Source organism: Janthinobacterium sp. JC611 (assembly GCF_018682595.1).
GTDB lineage: Bacteria > Pseudomonadota > Gammaproteobacteria > Burkholderiales > Burkholderiaceae_D > Janthinobacterium.
In genome coordinates this window covers 102,704-121,728 of record NZ_JAFLJN010000037.1, presented here as the reverse complement: position 1 = coordinate 121,728, position 19,025 = coordinate 102,704, and the positions used below count along the sequence as shown (strand labels likewise).

Annotated in this window: 12 protein-coding genes and 2 riboswitches; of the genes, 6 read left to right on the top strand and 6 right to left on the bottom strand. The window is 64.0% G+C overall.

Going from position 1 to position 19,025, the window contains the following annotated elements:
* Positions 1-15: 15 nt before the first annotated feature.
* The 3 genes from mgtA to J0O65_RS23045 form a co-directional block, all read right to left on the bottom strand.
* Positions 16-2,700: a magnesium-translocating P-type ATPase gene (mgtA, locus tag J0O65_RS23055; RefSeq protein ID WP_215409533.1), complete on the bottom strand. Its 2,685-nt coding sequence runs from the start codon at positions 2,698-2,700 to the stop codon at positions 16-18.
* Between the two features lie 383 nt (positions 2,701-3,083).
* Positions 3,084-3,695, bottom strand: a complete 612-nt coding sequence (locus J0O65_RS23050; protein WP_215409532.1) for a TetR/AcrR family transcriptional regulator — start codon at positions 3,693-3,695, stop codon at positions 3,084-3,086.
* Between the two features lie 21 nt (positions 3,696-3,716).
* Positions 3,717-4,934 (bottom strand): Bcr/CflA family efflux MFS transporter, encoded by a 1,218-nt coding sequence (locus tag J0O65_RS23045; protein WP_215409531.1) that lies wholly within the window; start codon positions 4,932-4,934, stop codon positions 3,717-3,719.
* 147 nt (positions 4,935-5,081) lie between these two features.
* Between J0O65_RS23045 and J0O65_RS23040 the strand changes: the two genes are divergently transcribed.
* On the top strand, positions 5,082-5,240 hold the full coding sequence (locus tag J0O65_RS23040) for a hypothetical protein (protein ID WP_215409530.1): 159 nt from the start codon (positions 5,082-5,084) through the stop codon (positions 5,238-5,240).
* Between the two features lie 79 nt (positions 5,241-5,319).
* Here J0O65_RS23040 and gcvP read toward each other — a convergent pair whose 3' ends face one another.
* The 3 genes from gcvP to gcvT form a co-directional block, all read right to left on the bottom strand.
* Complete coding sequence (gcvP, locus tag J0O65_RS23035; RefSeq protein ID WP_215409529.1) at positions 5,320-8,220, bottom strand: aminomethyl-transferring glycine dehydrogenase; 2,901 nt, start codon at positions 8,218-8,220, stop codon at positions 5,320-5,322.
* A gap of 101 nt (positions 8,221-8,321) precedes the next feature.
* Entirely contained in the window at positions 8,322-8,702 is a 381-nt protein-coding gene (gene gcvH / locus J0O65_RS23030) for a glycine cleavage system protein GcvH (RefSeq protein WP_215409528.1), read from the bottom strand.
* 80 nt (positions 8,703-8,782) lie between these two features.
* Positions 8,783-9,904 (bottom strand): glycine cleavage system aminomethyltransferase GcvT, encoded by a 1,122-nt coding sequence (gcvT, locus tag J0O65_RS23025; protein WP_215409527.1) that lies wholly within the window; start codon positions 9,902-9,904, stop codon positions 8,783-8,785.
* Between the two features lie 73 nt (positions 9,905-9,977).
* A riboswitch (glycine riboswitch) is annotated at positions 9,978-10,083 on the bottom strand.
* A 26-nt stretch (positions 10,084-10,109) separates the two neighbouring features.
* Positions 10,110-10,196, bottom strand: a riboswitch (glycine riboswitch).
* A 169-nt stretch (positions 10,197-10,365) separates the two neighbouring features.
* On the opposite strand from gcvT, the gene J0O65_RS23020 reads away from it, so the two are divergent.
* The 5 genes from J0O65_RS23020 (at position 10,366) to ligA (ending at position 19,007) form a co-directional block, all read left to right on the top strand.
* Entirely contained in the window at positions 10,366-10,962 is a 597-nt protein-coding gene (locus tag J0O65_RS23020; RefSeq protein WP_251373926.1) for an ATP-dependent Clp protease proteolytic subunit, read from the top strand.
* A gap of 143 nt (positions 10,963-11,105) precedes the next feature.
* A complete protein-coding gene (locus J0O65_RS23015; RefSeq protein WP_251373925.1) occupies positions 11,106-11,741 on the top strand; it encodes a phosphatase PAP2 family protein in 636 nt (211 codons plus the stop codon).
* 182 nt (positions 11,742-11,923) lie between these two features.
* The gene (gene smc / locus J0O65_RS23010; protein WP_215409525.1) at positions 11,924-15,451 is read left to right on the top strand and encodes a chromosome segregation protein SMC; all 3,528 of its coding nucleotides are present in this window, start codon (positions 11,924-11,926) and stop codon (positions 15,449-15,451) included.
* Positions 15,448-16,626, top strand: a complete 1,179-nt coding sequence (locus J0O65_RS23005; protein ID WP_215409524.1) for a cell division protein ZipA C-terminal FtsZ-binding domain-containing protein — start codon at positions 15,448-15,450, stop codon at positions 16,624-16,626. Before smc ends, J0O65_RS23005 begins: the two co-directional genes overlap by 4 nt.
* A gap of 14 nt (positions 16,627-16,640) precedes the next feature.
* Complete coding sequence (gene ligA / locus J0O65_RS23000; protein WP_215409523.1) at positions 16,641-19,007, top strand: NAD-dependent DNA ligase LigA; 2,367 nt, start codon at positions 16,641-16,643, stop codon at positions 19,005-19,007.
* Positions 19,008-19,025: the final 18 nt, after the last annotated feature.

The window sequence follows — 19,025 nt, the reverse complement described above, 5'->3', positions numbered from 1 at the left end:
GAGCGGCCCATCATACTATTGCCAGCCGAATTTGCGCAGATAGTAGCGTTTCATCAAGGTCGTCAGCAGGGTGTAGCAGACGAGGATGCCCAGCAGCCAGGGGAAGTAGCCCAAGGGCAAGGCTTGCAGCTTGAAGTAGCTTGCCAGCGGACCCATCGGCAAGAACACGCCCACGGCCATGATGGCGGTGGTGGCCACCAGCAGGGGCACGGAGGCGATGCTGTCGATGAAGGGCAGCCTGGGCGTGCGGATCAGGTGCACGATCAGGGTTTGCGTCAACAGCCCCACGACGAACCAGCCGGACTGGAACAGGGTCTGCTGCTCAGGCGTATTCGCGCCGAACACATGCCACATCAAAATAAACGTGCTGATGTCGAAGATCGAGCTGATGGGCCCGAAAAACACCATGAAGCGGCCGATGTCGCGCGGGTTCCAGCTCAGCGGTTGCTGGATCAGTTCGGCGTCGACATTGTCGAACGGGATGGCGATCTGCGACACGTCATACAGCAGGTTTTGCACCAGCAAGTGCAGCGGCAGCATGGGCAAGAACGGTAAAAAGGCGCTGGCCACCAGCACGGAAAACACATTGCCGAAGTTCGAGCTGGCCGTCATGCGGATATATTTCAGCATGTTGCTGAAGGTGCGGCGGCCTTCCAGCACACCTTCTTCCAGCACCATCAGGCTCTTTTCCAGCAGGATGATGTCGGCCGCTTCCTTGGCGATATCGACGGCCGAATCGACGGAAATGCCGATGTCGGCCGCGCGCAGGGCGGGCGCGTCGTTGATGCCGTCGCCCATGAAGCCGACGATGTGGCCGTTGCCGCGCAGGGCGCGCACGAGGCGCTCCTTGTGCAGGGGGCTGAGCTTGGCAAACACGGTGTTGTCTTCGGCCGCGCGGGCCAGGGTGGCGTCGTCCATGTCGTCCAGTTGCGGGCCTTGCAGCACGCCGTGCACGGCCAGGCCCACTTCGCGGCAAATCTTCGCCGTTACCAGGTGGTTGTCGCCCGTCAACACTTTCACGGTCACGCCATGTTCCGCCAGCGCGCGCAGGGCCGGCGCCGTCGACTCCTTCGGCGGATCGAGGAAAGCGACATAACCGATCAGGGTCAGTGCCGTTTCATCGGCCACGCCGTACACGGTTTTATGCGGCGGCACTTCCTTGACGGCCACGGCCACCACTCTTAAGCCTTCCGCATTCAAGCCATGCGTGGTGTCCAGCACCTTGTCCAGCAGGGCGGCGTCGAGCGGAATATTCACGCCGCCCAGGCGAAGGTGGCTGCAGGCGGCGAGGATTTCCTCGACGGCGCCCTTGCAGATCAGTTCATGGTGGTCATTCTTTTCGGAGACGACGACGGACATGCGGCGGCGCACGAAATCAAACGGGATTTCATCGACTTTCACGTAATCGCGGGCCAGTTGCATTTCCGTCTGCAATTCCACATGGTCGAGCACGGCGCGGTCCAGCAGGTTTTTCAAGCCCGTCTGGTAGTGGCTGTTCAGGTAGGCGAATTGCAGCACTTCGTCGGACGGTTGGCCGAACACGTCGGTATGGCGTTCGAGCACGATCTTGTCCTGCGTCAAGGTGCCTGTCTTGTCCGTGCACAGCACGTCCATGGCGCCGAAGTTCTGGATGGCGTCCAGGCGTTTCACGACGACTTTCTTTTTCGACAGTTTCACGGCGCCCTTGGCCAGGGTGCTGGTGACGATCATGGGCAGCATTTCCGGCGTCAGGCCGACCGCCACGGACAGGGCGAAGAGGAACGCTTCCATCCAGTCGCCCTTGGTCCAGCCGTTGATCAGGAACACCAGCGGCGCCATCACGAGGGCGAAGCGGATCAAGAGCCAGCTGACGCTGTTGACGCCCGCCTCGAACGCGGTGGGCGTGCGCTCGGTGGCCGTCACGCGCGTGGCGATGGTGCCGAAATACGTGCGGTTGCCGGTGGCCAGCACCAGCGCCGTGGCGGCGCCCGAGATCACGTTGGTGCCCATGAACAGCAGATTGGCCAGTTCCATCGGGTCGCGGCCCACGCCGTCGGCCAGCTCGGCCATCTTTTCCACTGGCAAGGATTCGCCCGTCATGGCGGCCTGGCTGACGAACAGGTCTTTCGCGGACAGCAGGCGGCAGTCGGCGGGGATCATGTCGCCGGCCGACAGCACGATGAGGTCGCCCTGCACCAGCTGGCGGATCGGCAGCTCGACCTGCTGGCCATTGCGCAGCACGGTGGCCGTATTGCTGACCATGGCTTTCAGGCGCTCGGCGGCCCGGTTCGAGCGGCCTTCCTGCACGAAGCGCAGCAGGGTCGACAAAATCACCATGGTGCCGATGACGATGGTCGCTTTCGGGTCTTCGGTCAGGTAGGAAACGATGGCCAGCACGGTCAGCAGCAGGTTGAACGGATTCTTGTAGCACAGCCACAGGTGCTGGTACCAGGCCAGCGGTTTTTCATGCTCGACCTCGTTCGGCCCCGTCTGCGCGCCGATCACTTGCGCTTCGGCATCGCGCAAGCCTTCCAGGCGCGTGTGCAGGCGGTTCAGGGCGCTATCGAGGTCTTCATGGGCGGCGGCCAGCAGCTGGCGCGCCAGGTGGTCGGGCACGGGACGGGCCGTGCTGTTTTCCAATGGCATGGCGCGGCGGCGGAAGTTGCCGGCCGTATGGCGCTTGCGCAGGAACGATTCGAACAGGCGGGTGAAGAGATTCATGCTCTTCCTTTCACGACGAGGTGTTGACGGGCGGCGCAGCCGCAGGCAAGACTTGCGTTCCGCCAACACACAATCGTGCTGGCGGGCAATCCGGGTCAGTAGCCGGTCGCGATCGGAAAGGGGGAGGAGGCGTGCGGCCAGACTGGCCGCGCGAGACACCGCACCTTGCTCAGCAAGGCACGGAGGAAACGGAATTCCGCGTTGCTTGCTGCTTAGCTGCCGAGGCAATCACCGATACAAGATCGGCTACTGTCACTAGAACAAGTACCCACGTGGGACTCCGTAAATGAATAATGAGGGCATCTTATGGATGGACTGCAAGCGTGTCAACTGAAGAAATCTTAGGTTTCCAAAGTGTAATTTACCTGTTGCAGACCGCATGCTCAGCCAGGTTGCGCCGCCATCGCCAGCGAATCGGCAAGAATCTGCCATAGCGCCGCATGGCGCTGCTGCAGTGCGGCGCCGCCCGCGTAGATCAGCTCCACGTGCAGGCTGTCGACGATGCCCAGGTAGGCTTGCGCGTACAGGTCGATGCGCTGCGGCGATAACGTGGGCGCGAGACGGGCCAGGCTCTGCACGTAATGACGCTGCAGTTGCGCCAGCAGTGCTTCGTAGCCCGTGCCGACTTCCACGCGCAGGGGCGCGGGCGGCAAGTATGCGGTGCGCAGCAGGAAGCGCAAATGGGCCGAATCGGCATAGCGCTGCGCCATGCGCTCGCAGTACAGGGCGCCGGCCTGCTGGCCTCCGGGCGTGGCCAGCACCGCTTCGTCGGCGAAGCAGCTGTCCATGAAGGCTTGCTCTTCGGCCAGCGCGTCGGCAAACACGTCGAGGAAGAGGGCGTCCTTGCCGGTGAAGTGGGAATACAGCGACGCCTTGCGCATGCCCGCCTGCGCGGCGATGTCGCTGAGGGACGAAGCGTCGTAGCCGTGTTCGGAAAAGTGCACGACGGCGATGGCACAGATGTTATCGGCCGAGGCCGAGCGTTTTTTCATCATGGGGTGAGAGTGGGTGAGGCGTCAGTGCGCTCCCAGGCTGCTGGCGGGTGCCGGATGGACGCGCGCAGTGGCCAGGGTCAGCCATGATACCAGCAGGCCGGCCACGGTCAAGAACAGCAGCCAGGGCAAGGGCCCCCATTCGGACAGGCTGGCCGCCAGCGGCGTGGCCAGGGACGACAAGGTCATCTGGATGGCGCCCAGCAGCGCGGCCGTGGAGCCGAGTGCGCGCTGCTGCGAACCCATGGCCATGGCCATCAGCGCCGCTTCCGCGATGCCCAGGCCAAACAGGGCGAGGAACATGCCCGGCACGACGGCGGCGATGCCCGCTCCCGCCCAGGCGCCCAGCAGGGCCAGCGCGGCGCCGCCCAGCATGGCCATGCTGCCCGTCACGCAGAGGCGCGCCACGCCGTGCCTTTCCACCAGACGCCCGCTGGCCATGGCGCCCAGCAGCACGGCCACGCCCGTGGCGCCGAAGACGAGGCCGAAGGTGCCGGCGGACAGGCCGAAATCGCGCTGGTAGACGAGCGACGCGCCGCCGATATACGCGAACAGGAAGAAGAAGGTGGCCGACAGGGCCAGCGCGGGCAGCAGGAAGGCGCGCTCCAGCGCGATGCGCGCATACGTGCGGTGCATGCCGCGCGGCGAGACCCGGCGCGCGGGTGGCAGCGTTTCCGGCAGCAACAAGGCGCTATTGAGCAAGGTGACGCCGCCCAGCGCGGCCAGGGCCAGCATCACGGCGCGCCAGCCATAATGCGCGTCGAGCAAGCCGCCCACGGCCGGCGCCAGCACGGGCGCCAGGCCGACGATGGTCATCAAGAGGGCAAACAGCTGCGCCGCCTGCACGCCATCGGCCACGTCGCGCACCATGCTCATCACCACGACCAGGGTCAGCGCCGCGCCCAGGCCCTGCAGGGTGCGCGCCAGCAGCAGGGTGGCCAGTTGATCCGCCTGCGCCGCCCACACGGCCGCGACGATGTACACGGCGATGCCTGCCAGCAGCGGACGGCGCCGGCCCAGCATGTCGGTGAGCGGGCCGCACAGCAGTTGCCCGCCGCCCAGGGCCAGCAGGAAGACGGTCAGGCTCAGCTGCACGTTCGCATACGAGGTGTGCAGCTCGCGCGCCATGGCGGGCATGGATGCGAGGTACATGTCGATGCCGGCCGGGCCGAGCACGGCCACCAGAGCCAGGGAAGCGGCCAGCCCGAGACTGGCGGCGGGGAGAGGGGTTTGCTGCTGCATTGCGATTCCTTCGTGTCGGCAAAAAAACGGGGCATGGACGCCACCGTGTTTTTTATTGTACACTTACTTCCTACCGGTAGGTAGCTTGTTCAATCATTTGAAAAGGATGAGAGCAATGAAGAAAGAAACAATGACGGGAGAATTGACATGACAGAAGTGGGCATTTCGCTCAGCGGCGTGGCCGCGGCCCTGTTGTTCGCCGCCTGGAGTTCGCACCGCGCCCGCTGCGAGCGGCGCGATGTCGCGTTGCTGACGGTGCTGGGCACCGTGCTGGGATTGCCGGGCGCGGTCTTGCTGGCGATATAAGGCGGCGCATGAAAAAACGGCAGACCTTGCGGCCTGCCGTTCTGTTTTCCTCTTGCGCGGCTAGCCGGGCAAATCAGGTTTACTCTTCTTCATAGGAGCTGATAGGCGCGCAACCGCAGAACAGGTTGCGGTCGCCGTACACGTTGTCGGCGCGGCCGACCGGTGGCCAGTATTTACGCTGGCGCAGGGAAGCGACCGGGTAGGCGGCGATTTCGCGGCTGTACTTGCGTTCCCAGTTGTCCGACATCAGCACCTGCGCCGTGTGCGGCGCGTTTTTCAACGGGTTGTCGTCGTGGTCGAATTCACCGCTGGCGACCTTGGCGATTTCCGCGCGGATGGCGATCATGGCGTCGATGAAGCGGTCGATCTCCACTTTCGATTCGCTTTCCGTCGGCTCGATCATCAAGGTGCCCGGCACGGGGAAGCTCATGGTCGGCGCATGGAAACCGAAGTCCATCAAACGCTTGGCCACGTCTTCGTTGCTGATGCCGGTGGCGTCCGTGATCGGGCGCAGGTCCAGGATGCACTCGTGCGCGACCAGGCCGTCGTGGCCCGAGTACAGCACCGGGTAGTGCGGCGCCAGGCGGCGCGCGATGTAGTTCGCCGCCAGGATCGCCGTCTCGGTGGCTGCCGTCAAGCCCTCTGCGCCCATCATGGCGATGTACATCCACGAAATCGGCAGGATGCTGGCCGAGCCGAATGGCGCGGCGCTGACGGCGCCGATGCCGGCAACGTCGCGCTGGTAGCCCGAGGAACGCTGGTTCGGCAGGAATTTCGCCAGGTGCGCGCCCACGCCGATCGGGCCGACGCCCGGTCCGCCGCCGCCGTGCGGAATGCAGAAGGTCTTGTGCAGGTTCAGGTGCGATACGTCGCCGCCAAACGAGCCGGGAGCGGCCACGCCGACCAGCGCGTTCATGTTGGCGCCGTCGATGTAGACCTGGCCGCCGTGCGAGTGGATGATCTCGCACAGTTCCTGGATGCCTTCTTCAAACACGCCGTGGGTGGATGGATAGGTGACCATCACGCAAGCCAGGTTGGCGCTGTGTTTTTCCGCTTTCGCCTTCAGGTCGGCCAGGTCCACGTTGCCGTTGGCGTCGCAGCTGGTGACGACCACCTGCATGCCGACCATATTGGCCGATGCGGGGTTGGTGCCGTGCGCCGACGATGGAATCAGGCAGATGTTGCGGTGGCCTTCGCCGCGCGACTCGTGGTAGGCCTTGATCACCAGCAGACCCGCGTATTCGCCCTGCGAGCCGGCGTTCGGCTGCAGCGAGACGGCCGCGTAGCCCGTCAATGCGCACAGCATCTCTTCCAGCTGCGCGATCATTTCGCGGTAGCCCACCGTTTGCGCGTCCGGCGCGAACGGGTGGATGTTCGAGAACTCGGGCCAGGTGACGGGGATCATCTCGGACGTCGCGTTCAGCTTCATGGTGCACGAACCGAGCGGGATCATGGTGCGGTCCAGCGCCAGGTCCTTGTCGGCCAGGCTGCGCAGGTAGCGCAGCATTTCGTGTTCCGAGTGGTAGCTGTTGAAGACGGGGTGGGTCAGGTAGGCGCTTTCGCGCGCCAGGCTGGCCGGCAGCGCGCTGGTCACATTGGCTTCGACGGCGTCCAGGTCCGGCGCGGCAGGCGCGTTGGCCAGTCCGTGCGCGAACACCTTCCACAGCAGCGCGATATCGTCGCGCGTGGTGGTTTCGTCGAGCGACACGCCGACGTGGGTGTTGTCGATCTTGCGCAGGTTGACGCCGTGGTGCATGGCCGTCGCGTGCAGCTGCGCCGCATCGGCGACGTTGATGGTCAGGGTGTCGAAGTAAGTCGCATTGACGACGCCATAGCCGAGGGTCTTCAGGTTGGCGGCCAGCACGCCCGTGAAACGGTGCACGCGCCGGGCGATCTGCAGCAGGCCGGCCGGGCCGTGGTAGACGGCGTACATCGAGGCCATCACGGCCAGCAGCACTTGCGCCGTGCAGATGTTCGAGGTGGCTTTTTCGCGGCGGATATGCTGTTCGCGCGTTTGCAGGGCCAAACGATAGGCCTTGTTGCCTTGCGCATCGACGGTGACGCCCACCAGGCGGCCCGACATATTGCGCTTGAATTCATCGCGCGTGGACAGATAGCCCGCGTGCGGGCCGCCGAAACCGAGCGGCACGCCGAAGCGCTGGCTGTTGCCGACGACGACGTCGGCGCCCCATTCGCCCGGTGGCGTGAGCATGGTCAGGGCCAGCAGGTCGGCCGCGACGATGACCATGGCGCCGTTCGCGTGCAGTTTTTCCACGCCGGCGCGGTAGTCGCGCACGACACCGTTCACGCCAGGGTACTGCAGCAGCACGCCGAAGCAGGCGTCCAGCGATTCGATTTCAGCCGGATCGAACGTGCGTACCTCGATGCCGATCGGCTGGGCGCGCGTCTGCACCACTTCCAGGGTTTGCGGCAGCACGTCGTTGGCGACATACAGCACGTTCGATTTCGACTTGCCCACGCGCTGGATCAATGTCATCGCCTCGGCGGCGGCCGTGCCTTCGTCCAGCATCGAGGCGTTCGAGATACCCATGCCAGTCAGGTCGGTGATCACTTGCTGGAAGTTCAGGATCGCTTCCAGGCGGCCTTGCGAAATCTCTGGCTGGTAAGGCGTGTACGCCGTGTACCAGGCCGGGTTTTCAAAGATGTTGCGCAGCACGACGCCAGGCGTAAACGTGTTGTAGTAGCCCTGGCCGATCAGGGATTTGAGCACCTGGTTCTTGCCGGCGATGGCTTTCAGGCGCGACAGCGCTTCCTGTTCCGGCATCGGCTGCGAATACGCGCCCAGGGGCAGGGCGCCCTTGTTGCGGATGTTGGCCGGGACCAGGGCGTCGATCAGCGCGGCGCGCGATGGATAGCCGAGGGTCGCCAGCATGGCTTGCTGTTCGGTGGCGGAAGGGCCGATGTGGCGGGCGATGAAGGCATCGCGTGCTTCGAGTTGGGTCAGGCTGGTGCGGGTCATGATATAGAGGCCAAAAAAGACTGAAAAACCGGGAGGCGGCGCGCGGGCGCTGCTGGAAAAAAGCAAACGGGCCGCAAGCGCGGCCCGTGAGTCAAACGCGATCAGGCGCTGGTGGTCGCGCCATAGGCGGCGGCGTCGAGCAAGCCGTCCAGGGCCGACACGTCGGCTGGCTTGATCTTGAACAGCCAGTTGGCGTAGGCGTCGGCGTTGATCGATTCCGGCGCGTTGACCACGTCGTCGTTGACGGCCACGACTTCGCCGCCGATCGGCGCGTAGATGTCGCTCGCTGCCTTGACCGATTCCACCACGGCGGCGTCGTCGCCGGCGCCATAGGTATTGCCCACGCTTGGCAGTTCGACGAAGACGATGTCGCCCAGCGCGTCCTGCGCGTATTCGGTGATGCCGACGGTGATCGTGCCGTCGCCTTCAAGGCGTACCCATTCGTGGGAGGTGGTGTACTTCAGGTCTGCAGGAATGTTCATGTGTGGCTCCAGATGGTAAGTGTTCGTTATTGATTATGGTTGTACGGTCTTGCGGGCGGTGGCTCTCTATCGCTAAACGCTTACGCAGCCAGGATTTTACCGTTACGCACGAAAGGCAGCTTGACGACGGAAGCGGCCAGCTGTTTGCCGCGGATTTCCACGTGCACGGTGTCGCCCACGGCCACGCCGTTCGGCACGCGCGCCAGGGCGATTGCTTCCTGCATGGTCGGGCTGAAGGTGCCGCTGGTGATTTCGCCCGTGGCGTCGCTGCCGGCGATGATGACTTTTTGATGGGCGCGCAGCACGCCGCCTTTTTCGCGCAGGATCAGTCCCACGAATTGCGCGTTCTGGCCCTTGGCCAGCAGGGCCGCCTTGCCGATGAAATCGCGTTCGCTGACCAGGTCGATGGTCCACGCCAGGCCCGCGTCGAGCGGGTTGACGCTTTCGTCCATGTCCTGGCCGTACAGATTCATGCCCGCTTCCAGGCGCAGGGTGTCGCGCGCGCCCAGGCCGGCCGGCTTGACGCCCGCGGCGATCAATGCGTTCCACAGCGCTTCCACCTGGGTGGCGGCCACGCCGATTTCAAAGCCGTCCTCGCCCGTGTAGCCGGTGCGCGCCAGCATGACTTCGCCGAATGGCGTGTCCTTGACGATGACGACGTTGAATGGCTTGATGGCTTCGGAGGCGGCCTGTGTTTCCGGCAGCACTTGCCAGACCTTGGCGCGCGCGTTCGGGCCTTGCACGGCCACCAGGGCCATGGCGCCGTTGCCGTCGCGGCGCTGGGTGATCGTCAGGCCGCTGTTGCTGGCCGTGTTTTGCTGCTGCATCCAGGCCACGTCTTTTTCCGCCGTGCCGGCGTTGACGACGAGGCGGAACCAGTTTTCATTGAAGAAGTAGACGATCAGGTCATCGATGACGGTGCCTTCGGCATTGAGCATGCACGAGTACAGCGCCTTGCCCGACACTTGCAGCTTGTCGACGTTATTGGCCAGCAGGCCGCGCAGGAAGGCGCGCACATTCGGGCCTTCGATATCGACCACGCACATATGCGACACGTCGAACATGCCGGCGTCGCCGCGCACGGCGTTGTGTTCTTCAATTTGCGAGCCGTAGTTGACGGGCATGTCCCAGCCGCCGAAATCGACCATGCGGGCGCCGAGGGCACGGTGGGCGGTGTTGAGTGGGGTCGCTTTGAGCGTCATGGATTCCTCGGGACGAAGGTAAGGGGGAGTTAACAAAACATAGAATAGCCAAACACGGCTTTCCAGCGTGATCACTGACCCCCCTGTCCTTTGTACCTGAGAGATTACGGGGGCTTGCCCCGTGCGCCCCTTCGGTGGGCCGCCGGCAATAGCCGCGGCCGCTCTCCAGAGTTGAGCTGAGTTGTCGCCAAAGCAACAGCTTCAGTCCGCCCGATCGGTCCTTTTGCCTGAGAGTTTTTGGGTAGTGCCCCTTCGGCGGCAACGCTGGGTTGCCCTCTCCCGATCAAGTGGGAGGAATATATGCCAGCGGGGTGTTTCTGTCAATCTGTAAAGACGTTGCCAAATCGCCGCAAACGCCCCGTTTTGCGGGGCTGGGAGCAGGGCTGGCACGGCGCAAGTGGGCGCCCCGCCGTGCGGGAATGCGCTATGATGAAGTCCTGGCTTTCTTGCGGGTGGCTGCCATGAACACGACACAAAACGAGACTCAGAGCGAGACACAGCACGAGACACAAAACAACGGCGGGCGGCACGGCTACTTTACCCTCTCGGGCGACGTCAACAGTGACATGGTGCGGCGCGTCTTCAATGCCGCGGCCGATATCACGGCAGACAAGCTCACCACCGCGCACATCCTGATCCAGTCCAACGGCGGCTATGTCAGCGATGGCATCTGTCTGTACAACTTCCTCAGCAAGTTGCCGCTCGACATCATCACCTATAACGCGGGCGCCGTGGCGTCCATCGCCGTCACCCTGTTCCTGGCGGGGCGGCACCGCCATGCCAGCGATACGGCCCGCTTCATGGTGCACAAGTCGCATGCGACAGCGTCGCCCGGCTCGCGTCCCGATGCGCTCAGCATCATCGTCGAAGGCTTGCGCGCCGACGACATGCGCACCGAGCGCATCCTGCGCGGCCATGTCAGCCTGACGGAAGAGCAGTGGCAGGTGCACGCGTATTCCGACCTGCACCTGACGGCCGACCAGGCGCTGGAAGTGGGCCTGATCGAATCGATCCGCGATTTTGCGCTGCCCAAGGGCCAGCGCCTGACGAATATCTGACGCTCAGGCGCCGGTGGGGTGGATGGTTTGCGCGGAAATTTTGTAATCGAATGTAATTCTTCGCTGCAGCACAGCAAAAGCCGCGCGGAACAGGGCGCAGTCGTGGCATAGTGCACACTGATCATGAAATAAGCGCATGTACGATGACTTGGTGGAATGGGATTTCTTTTGCGGCCGACATGTCCGTGATGGGGCCGGCTGGCGTGGCGATTGCCCTGTGGCTGTTGGTGTCGCGCCAGTGGCGCCTGGTGCTCAGCTGGAGCTTGTGGTACGGCGGCGGCCTGCTCCTCGTGGTGCTGTCGAAGCTGGCCTTCATGAGCTGGGGCGTGGGCAGCAGCGCGCTCGACTTTACGGGTTTCAGCGGCCACGCCATGCGCGCCGGCGCCGTGTTCCCCGTGCTGATGTATGTGCTGTTGCAGCGGGCCGCGCCGCGCTGGCGCCATGCGGGCGTGCTCGTGGGCGTGGCCTTTGCCGTGCTGGTGGCCATTTCCCGCGTGGTCGTGCATGCGCACAGCGTGTCGGAAGCCGTCAGCGGTTGCGTGCTGGGCCTGGCGCTGGCGCTGGGTTTCATGTGGACTGCCCGCGGCGCCGTCAACTTTGCCGTCAGCCATGCGCTGGCCCTGGCCAGCCTCATGCTGATGGTCGTGCTCAGCTTCAAGGCCGAACCCATGCCGACCGAGCAGTGGCTGCAAAAACTGGCGCTGGTCCTGTCCGGTCATGAGCGTGTTTTTTCCCGCGCCGACTGGAAACTGGCGCAGGATGGCCGTCCAGCCCGTTAAGCTGCTGCCAGCCGGCACTTGACGCTGCTGTTTTTTGGCCAGAAAAGCATCAGGAAATGGTATGATGAACCACTTTTTTGCAGTGAGTGACCAGACAGCCGTCGCGATGGTGCATCTGAACTGAATATGAGCCGGGTTCACCCACAACACAACGCCAGCATAGGCCAGGAACTCTAAAACACGTGCGTCTCTCTTCCATCAAGTTGTCGGGATTTAAGTCTTTCGTCGATCCCACCAATTTTCAGGTGCCAGGCCAGCTCGTGGGCGTGGTCGGGCCGAATGGCTGCGGCAAGTCGAACATCATCGACGCCGTGCGCTGGGTGCTGGGCGAATCGAAAGCGTCGGAATTGCGCGGCGAGTCGATGCAGGACGTCATTTTCAACGGTTCCACGCACCGCAAGCCCGCCGGGCGCGCTTCCGTGGAACTGGTGTTCGACAATAACGATGGCAAGGCGTCCGGCCAGTGGGGCCAGTACGCCGAGATCGCCGTCAAGCGCACCCTGACGCGCGACGGCACGTCCACCTATTACATCAATGGCCAGCCCGTGCGCCGGCGCGACATCCAGGATATTTTCCTTGGCACCGGCCTGGGGCCGCGCGCCTACGCCATCATCGGCCAGGGCATGATTTCGCGCATCATCGAATCGCGTCCCGAAGAATTGCGCGTCTTCCTGGAAGAGGCGGCCGGTGTCTCCAAATACAAGGAACGCCGCCGCGAGACGGAAAACCGCCTGCAGGACACGCGCGAGAACTTGCTGCGCGTGGAAGACATCTTGCGCGAACTCAATGCCAACCTGGAAAAGCTGGAAGCGCAGGCGGCCGTGGCCACCCGTTTCCACGCCTTGCAGGCGGACCAGGAAGAAAAACAGAAACTGCTGTGGCTGCTGCGCAAGAACGAGGCGCAAAACGAGCAGACGCGCTATTTCCGCGAAGTGGAACAGGCGCAGACGGACCTGGAAGAGCAGACGGCCAAGCTGCGCAACGTGGAATTGACGCTCGAACAGATGCGCCAGGCGCACTTTGCCGTGGGCGACCGCCTGCATACGGCGCAAGGCCATCTGTACCAGACGAATGCGGAAATCGGCAGCCTGGAAGCGCAGATCAAGTTCGTCATCGAATCGCGCGCCCGCCTGCAGGCGCAGCTGGCGAGCCTGACGGCCCAGCGCGACCAGTGGACCAGCCAGGGCGGCGAATACCAGGAACAGATCGAAGAGGCGGAATTCCACCTCGAGGAATTGGCCGCCAAGGTGGAACAATCGCAAATGATGGCCGAGCAGAAGGGCGAGCAATTGCCCGAGCTGGACGCCGCCTGGCGCGCCGCGCAGAACAAGAGCACGGAATCGCGCGCCCGCATCATGCAGGCGCAGCAGCAGCTGGAACTGGAATCGGCGCACCAGCGCAACGCCTCGAACATCCTGGCCAGCCTGTTGACGCGCCGCGAGCGCCTGCAGCAGGAAAAGAACAACCTCAGTCTGCCCGACAGCAGCCACCTGGAAAACCTGAAACTGCAGCTGGAAGAAAAGCAGCAAGCGCTGGAAGAGCAGGGTTTTTACCTGGAAGAAGCGCTGGAACAGCAACCGAAGCTGGAGCAGGAACGGAGGGAGGCCCAGGCGCAGGTCAATGCCGAGACGGCGGCGAATGCCCAGCTGGAAGCGCGTCTTTCCGCTTTAAAACAATTACAGGAACGCGTGCAGACGCAAGGCAAGGTCCAGCCGTGGCTGAAAAAGCACGAGCTCGACACCTTGCCGCGCCTGTGGCAAAAGCTGCAGATCGAAGCGGGCTGGGAAGCGGCCATGGAATCGATCTTGCGCGAGCGCACGTCGGCCCTGCAACTGTCGAATATCGACTGGGCCAAGGCCTTCTTTGCCGACTCTCCGCCGGCCAAGCTGGCCCTGTACGCGCCGTCCACCGCGGCGCCGCTGCCGCAGCCGGAAGTGGCTGGCTTGAAGCCGTTCTTGAACTTGCTCAAACTGAATGATCCTGGCTTGCGCGGCTTGCTGCAGGATTGGCTGTACAACGCCTATGCCGTGGAAGACGCGGCCGAGGCGCTGGCCGAACGCGGCAAATTGCCGCCGGGCGGCTATTTCGTCACGCGGCTTGGTCACGTGGTCACGGCCACCAGCGTGCGCTTCTATGCGGCCGACTCCGAGCAGGAAGGCATGCTGGGCCGTCAGCAGGAAATCGAGAATATCGGCAAGCAGTTGCGCGCACAGCAATTGCTGGCCGAAGAGGCGCGCGCCCGTTCCGTGCGGGCCGACGCGGCTGTCGCTACCTTGACGCGCAACCTGTCGGACTTGCGCCTGCGCATACAGCAGCTGACGTCGTCCGTGCATACTCTGCAACTGGACGTGGTGAAACTGTCCGAGGTCGAAGCGCGCTTCAACCAGCGCAGCACGCAGATCGGCGCCGACCTGGCGGAAATTGCCGCCCAGGAAGCGGAACAGATGCAGACCAAGCTGGAATCGGAAGAGAAATTCGAACAGCTGGACATGGAACTGGGCAACCTGCAGGAAGCGCACGAAGACGGCCACACGGACTTCCTGCAGAAGGAACAGCGCCTGGCCGAGGCGCGCGAAGCCTTGCGCGACCTGGAGCGGGCCGCCAAGGATACGGAATACGCGGAAAAAGCCCACCGCGCGAAGATCGAGGAATTGCGCCGCAATATCGCCACGGCCAGCACGCAGGCGCAGCAAGTGACGGCCAGCCTGCAGGCGGGCGAACTGGAACTGGCCAACCTGGAAAGCGGCGCGGCCGCCGACGGCTTGCAGGACTTGCTCGAGCGCCGCACGACGCAGGAGCGGGCGCTGGCCGATGCGCGCCACGAACTCGATCAGATTACGCAGCAGCTGCGCCTGTCGGAAGATGCGCGCACGCAATCGGAACGCAGCTTGCAGCCGCAGCGCGACAAGATCATGGAAATGCAGCTCAAGGAACAGGCCGCGCGCCTGAACCAGGAGCAATTCGCCCAGCAATTGCTGGAATCGGGCGCCGACGAGGCCGCCTTGACGGAGAAATTGCATCCGGACATGCGCCCCTCGTATCTGCAGGGCGAAGTGACGCGCCTGACGAATGCCATCACCGCGCTGGGCGCCGTCAACCTGGCCGCGCTGGACGAACTGGCGCAGGCTTCCGAGCGCAAGAATTTCCTCGACGCCCAGAATGCCGACCTGACGGAGGCGATCAACACCCTGGAAGACGCGATCCACAAGATCGACAAGGAAACGCGCGACTTGCTGCAAGATACGTTCGACAAGGTCAACCATCACTTTTCCGAGCTGTTCCCGATCCTGTTCGGCGGCGGCCAGGCGAAACTGACCATGACGGGCGACGAGATTCTCGATTCCGGTGTACAAGTCATGGCGCAGCCTCCCGGCAAGAAAAATGCCACCATCCACCTGTTGTCCGGTGGAGAGAAGGCGCTGACCGCGACCGCATTGGTGTTTTCCATGTTCCGCCTGAACCCGGCGCCGTTCTGCCTGCTCGACGAAGTCGATGCGCCGCTGGACGATTCGAACACGGAACGCTTCTGCCGCATGGTCAAGCGCATGTCCGACCAGACCCAATTCCTTTTCATTTCGCATAACAAGATTGCGATGGAAATGGCCCATCAATTGATCGGTGTGACGATGCAGGAGCAGGGCGTATCGCGCATCGTGGCGGTGGACATGGAGTCCGCCGCAAATTTTGCAACCGAGGCACAAGCAGCATGACAGACCTTCAAATTACCTTGTTCGGCGCCGGCGGCGTCTTTATCGTCGGCGTTTTTTCGTACAACAAATGGCAGGAATACAAGGCCAAGAAAAGCGTCGAGCGCGCCTTTTCCACCGACCACGATGACGTGCTGATGCGCGAGGGCGACGCCCCCGCGATGGAAGCCCAGGAACCCGTGCTGCGCCAGGAACCGCGCTTCGATGCGGCGCCCGCCGCCAAGGCCGAACCGTCGTTCGGCGCACCGCCCGCGGCCGTGGTGCCGGACGCGCCCGTGCATGCGGAACCGTCATTGGGTGATGCCGCTGTGGAAGCGGCTCCCGCCGTTCCTGCCGCTCCTGCAGCGCCGGCGCAGCCGGAAGTCAGCGCGGCCAGCGAACAGGCGACCAGCCTGGTCGACCCGCTGATCGATTGCCTGCTGCCCCTGTCGCTGGAAGCGCCCGTGCGCGGCGACAAGATCCTGCCCGTGCTGCAAACCCTGCGCCTGGTGGGCAACAAGCCCGTCCACTTCATCGGCTTGCACGTGAATGGCGACTGGGAACCGATCACGCATGGCGGTGTTTACACCAAGATGCAGGGCGGGGTGCAGCTGGCCAGTCGCAGCACGGCCTTGAACGAACTGGAATACTCGGAACTGGTCACGCGCCTGCGCGGCGTCGCCGACGAGATCGGCGCCGAGCCGGAAGTGCCCGACATGATGGAAGTGATGGCCGAAGCGCGCAATCTGCACCGCTTCGTTGCCGGCCACGACGCCCAGCTGGGCGTGAACCTGCACACGAATGGCGCGCCATGGGCCATTTCCACCTTGCTGTTCGCGCTGGAAAAGCAGGGCTTCGACGTGCGTCCGGACGGCCGTTTCGTCATGCCTGACGGCGAAGGCGGCCATCTGTTCTCGCTGTCGACGAATGTCACCCTGGCCGAGGAAACGACGCCGCGCCTGACCCTGCTGCTGGACGTGCCGTGCGTGGCGCCGGCGCGCGACGGTTTCGGCGCCATGGTCGCTTGCGCCAAGGCACTGGTGGGCCGCCTCGACGCCACCATCGTCGACGATTACAACCAGGCCCTGTCGGACGCGGCGCTGGCCGAGATCGCCGGCCAGGTGCAAGAGTTTTACCAGGAAATGGACGCGGCCGACATTCCGGCCGGATCCACCCGCGCCCTGCGTTTATTTAGCTGAAGAATCCCGCAACAATGACTGATCCGATCCACCAGGACGCCGCCCAGCGGAATGCCGCCCAGCGCGTCCTGGCACTCACGGCCGAACTCAATCGGCATCTGCACGCCTACCACGTGCTCGACAATCCCACCATCCCCGACGCCGAATACGACAAGCTGTTCGTCGAACTGCAGGCGCTGGAAGCGGCCCATCCCGAGTTACTGCAGCCCGATTCGCCCACCTTGCGCGTGGGCGCGGCGCCGCTGCCGCAATTCGAGCAAGTCACGCACACGGTGCCGATGCTGTCGCTGAACAATGGTTTCACCGATGACGATATCGTCAACTTCGACCGCCGCGTACGCGAAGGCCTGGACCTTGACGGTGCCGAAGTCGATTACGCCGCCGAAGTGAAATTCGACGGCCTGGCCATCAACCTGCGCTACGAACACGGCCTGTTCGTGCAGGCGGCCACGCGCGGCGACGGCGCCACGGGCGAGGACGTGACGGCGAATATCCGCACCATTGCCGGCATCCCTTTGCGCCTGCAGGGCGAGAGGATTCCGGCCGTGCTCGACGTGCGCGGCGAAGTGATGATGTTCAAGGCCGATTTTGCCCGTTTGAACGAACGCCAGCGCGAGGCGGGCCAGAAGGAATTCGCCAACCCGCGCAACGCGGCGGCCGGCAGCCTGCGCCAGCTCGATTCGCGCATCACGGCCCAGCGCAAGCTGCGTTTCTATGCGTACGGCATCGGCGCCCTCGATGGCGCGGCCATGCCGGTGTCGCATTCGGCCCTGCTGGACTGGTACGACACCCTGGGCATCCCCGTGTCGAAGGAACGCCGTGTGGTGCAGGGCGCGCAGGGCTTGCTGGCCTACTACGCCGATATCGGCGCGCGCCGCCCCGCCTTGCCGTATGAAATCGACGGCGTCGTCTACAAGGTGAACGCGACGCAAGACCAGCAGGAGCTGGGCTTTGTCTCGCGCGCGCCGCGTTTTGCGCTGGCGCACAAGTTTCCCGCCGAAGAGGCGCTGACCCAGGTGCTGGGCATCGACATCCAGGTCGGCCGCACGGGCGCCATGACACCCGTGGCGCGCCTGGCGCCCGTGTCCGTGGGCGGCGTGACGGTCACCAACGCCACCTTGCACAATGCGGACGAAGTGCTGCGCAAGGATGTGCGCGTGGGCGATACGGTCGTCGTGCGCCGCGCCGGCGACGTGATTCCCGAAGTGCTGTCCGTGGTGCTGGAGCGGCGCCCGGAACCGGCGCCGCCGCCGTTCAAGATGCTGGAGCGCTGTCCCGTCTGCGATTCCCACGTGGTGCGCGAAGAGGGCGAGGCGATCGCCCGCTGCTCGGGTGGCCTGTTCTGCTCGGCGCAGCGCAAGGAAGCGCTCCGCCATTTCGCGGGCCGCCGCATGATGGATATCGAAGGCCTGGGGGAACGTTATATTGATACCCTGGTCGAACTGGAATACGTGCATGGCCTGGCTGACCTGTACAGCCTGACCCTGGACAAATTGCTGGAAATGAAAGTGCGAGCCGACGAGCGCGACGGTTCGACGCCGGAGACAGTGCAACAAGGCAAGATTCCCACCAAATGGGCGGAAAATCTGCTGGCCGGCATAGCGGCCAGCAAGCGTCCGCCGCTCGAACGTTTCCTGTTTGCGCTGGGCATCCGCCACGTGGGCGAGTCGACGGCCAAGACCCTGGCCGAGTGGCTCGGCAGCCTCGACTACGTGCGCCGCGCGCCGGCGGCCCTGCTGCGCGTGCTGCCCGATATCGGCGGCACGGTGGCGGACTCGATTGCCGATTTCTTTGCCGAAGAAAAGAACCAGCAGGCGTTGCAGGCTTTGCTGGACGCGGGTGTCGCGCCCCAGGGCGAACATGCGCCCAGCGCCAAGCTGCGCGCGCAGCTGGAGCAAGCGACGCTGCTGGCGGCCATCGGCATTCCGAAGCTGACGGAACCGCGCAGCAAGCAGCTGGTGGAGCGGGGCGTGACCCTGGCCAGCCTGGCGGCGCAAGGCGCCAGTTTCCACGCGGGCTTGCCCGCCGCCGTCGCTGAAGCGCTGGCGCAATGGCTGGCCGATGAGAACAATGTCCTGCTGCTTGCTCAACTGGATGCCCTGCGAAATGAATTACTGTCACAATTGCCTGAAATGCCAGCCACTGGCGGTACGCTGGACGGCAAGACCTTCGTCTTGACTGGTACCTTGCCCAACATGAGCCGCGACGAGGCCGCGGAGCTGATCGAGGCGGCCGGTGGCAAGGTCAGCGGCTCCGTGTCGAAGAAGACAGCTTATGTCGTGGCCGGTGCGGACGCCGGCAGCAAGCTGGCCAAGGCGCAGGAACTGGGCGTGGCCATCCTTGACGAGGCCGGTTTGCTGGCCTTGCTCGCGCAAGACTAATCATTCAACACATTACAG

Coding starts and splice junctions, on each gene's coding strand:
- mgtA (WP_215409533.1), bottom strand. CDS start 2,700: ATGAATCTCTTCACCCGCCTGTTCGAATCGTTCCTGCGCAAGCGCCAT.
- J0O65_RS23020 (WP_251373926.1), top strand. CDS start 10,366: ATGAACACGACACAAAACGAGACTCAGAGCGAGACACAGCACGAGACA.
- J0O65_RS23045 (WP_215409531.1), bottom strand. CDS start 4,934: ATGCAGCAGCAAACCCCTCTCCCCGCCGCCAGTCTCGGGCTGGCCGCT.
- J0O65_RS23040 (WP_215409530.1), top strand. CDS start 5,082: ATGACAGAAGTGGGCATTTCGCTCAGCGGCGTGGCCGCGGCCCTGTTG.
- J0O65_RS23015 (WP_251373925.1), top strand. CDS start 11,106: ATGACTTGGTGGAATGGGATTTCTTTTGCGGCCGACATGTCCGTGATG.
- gcvH (WP_215409528.1), bottom strand. CDS start 8,702: ATGAACATTCCTGCAGACCTGAAGTACACCACCTCCCACGAATGGGTA.
- gcvT (WP_215409527.1), bottom strand. CDS start 9,904: ATGACGCTCAAAGCGACCCCACTCAACACCGCCCACCGTGCCCTCGGC.
- ligA (WP_215409523.1), top strand. CDS start 16,641: ATGACTGATCCGATCCACCAGGACGCCGCCCAGCGGAATGCCGCCCAG.
- J0O65_RS23005 (WP_215409524.1), top strand. CDS start 15,448: ATGACAGACCTTCAAATTACCTTGTTCGGCGCCGGCGGCGTCTTTATC.
- gcvP (WP_215409529.1), bottom strand. CDS start 8,220: ATGACCCGCACCAGCCTGACCCAACTCGAAGCACGCGATGCCTTCATC.
- J0O65_RS23050 (WP_215409532.1), bottom strand. CDS start 3,695: ATGATGAAAAAACGCTCGGCCTCGGCCGATAACATCTGTGCCATCGCC.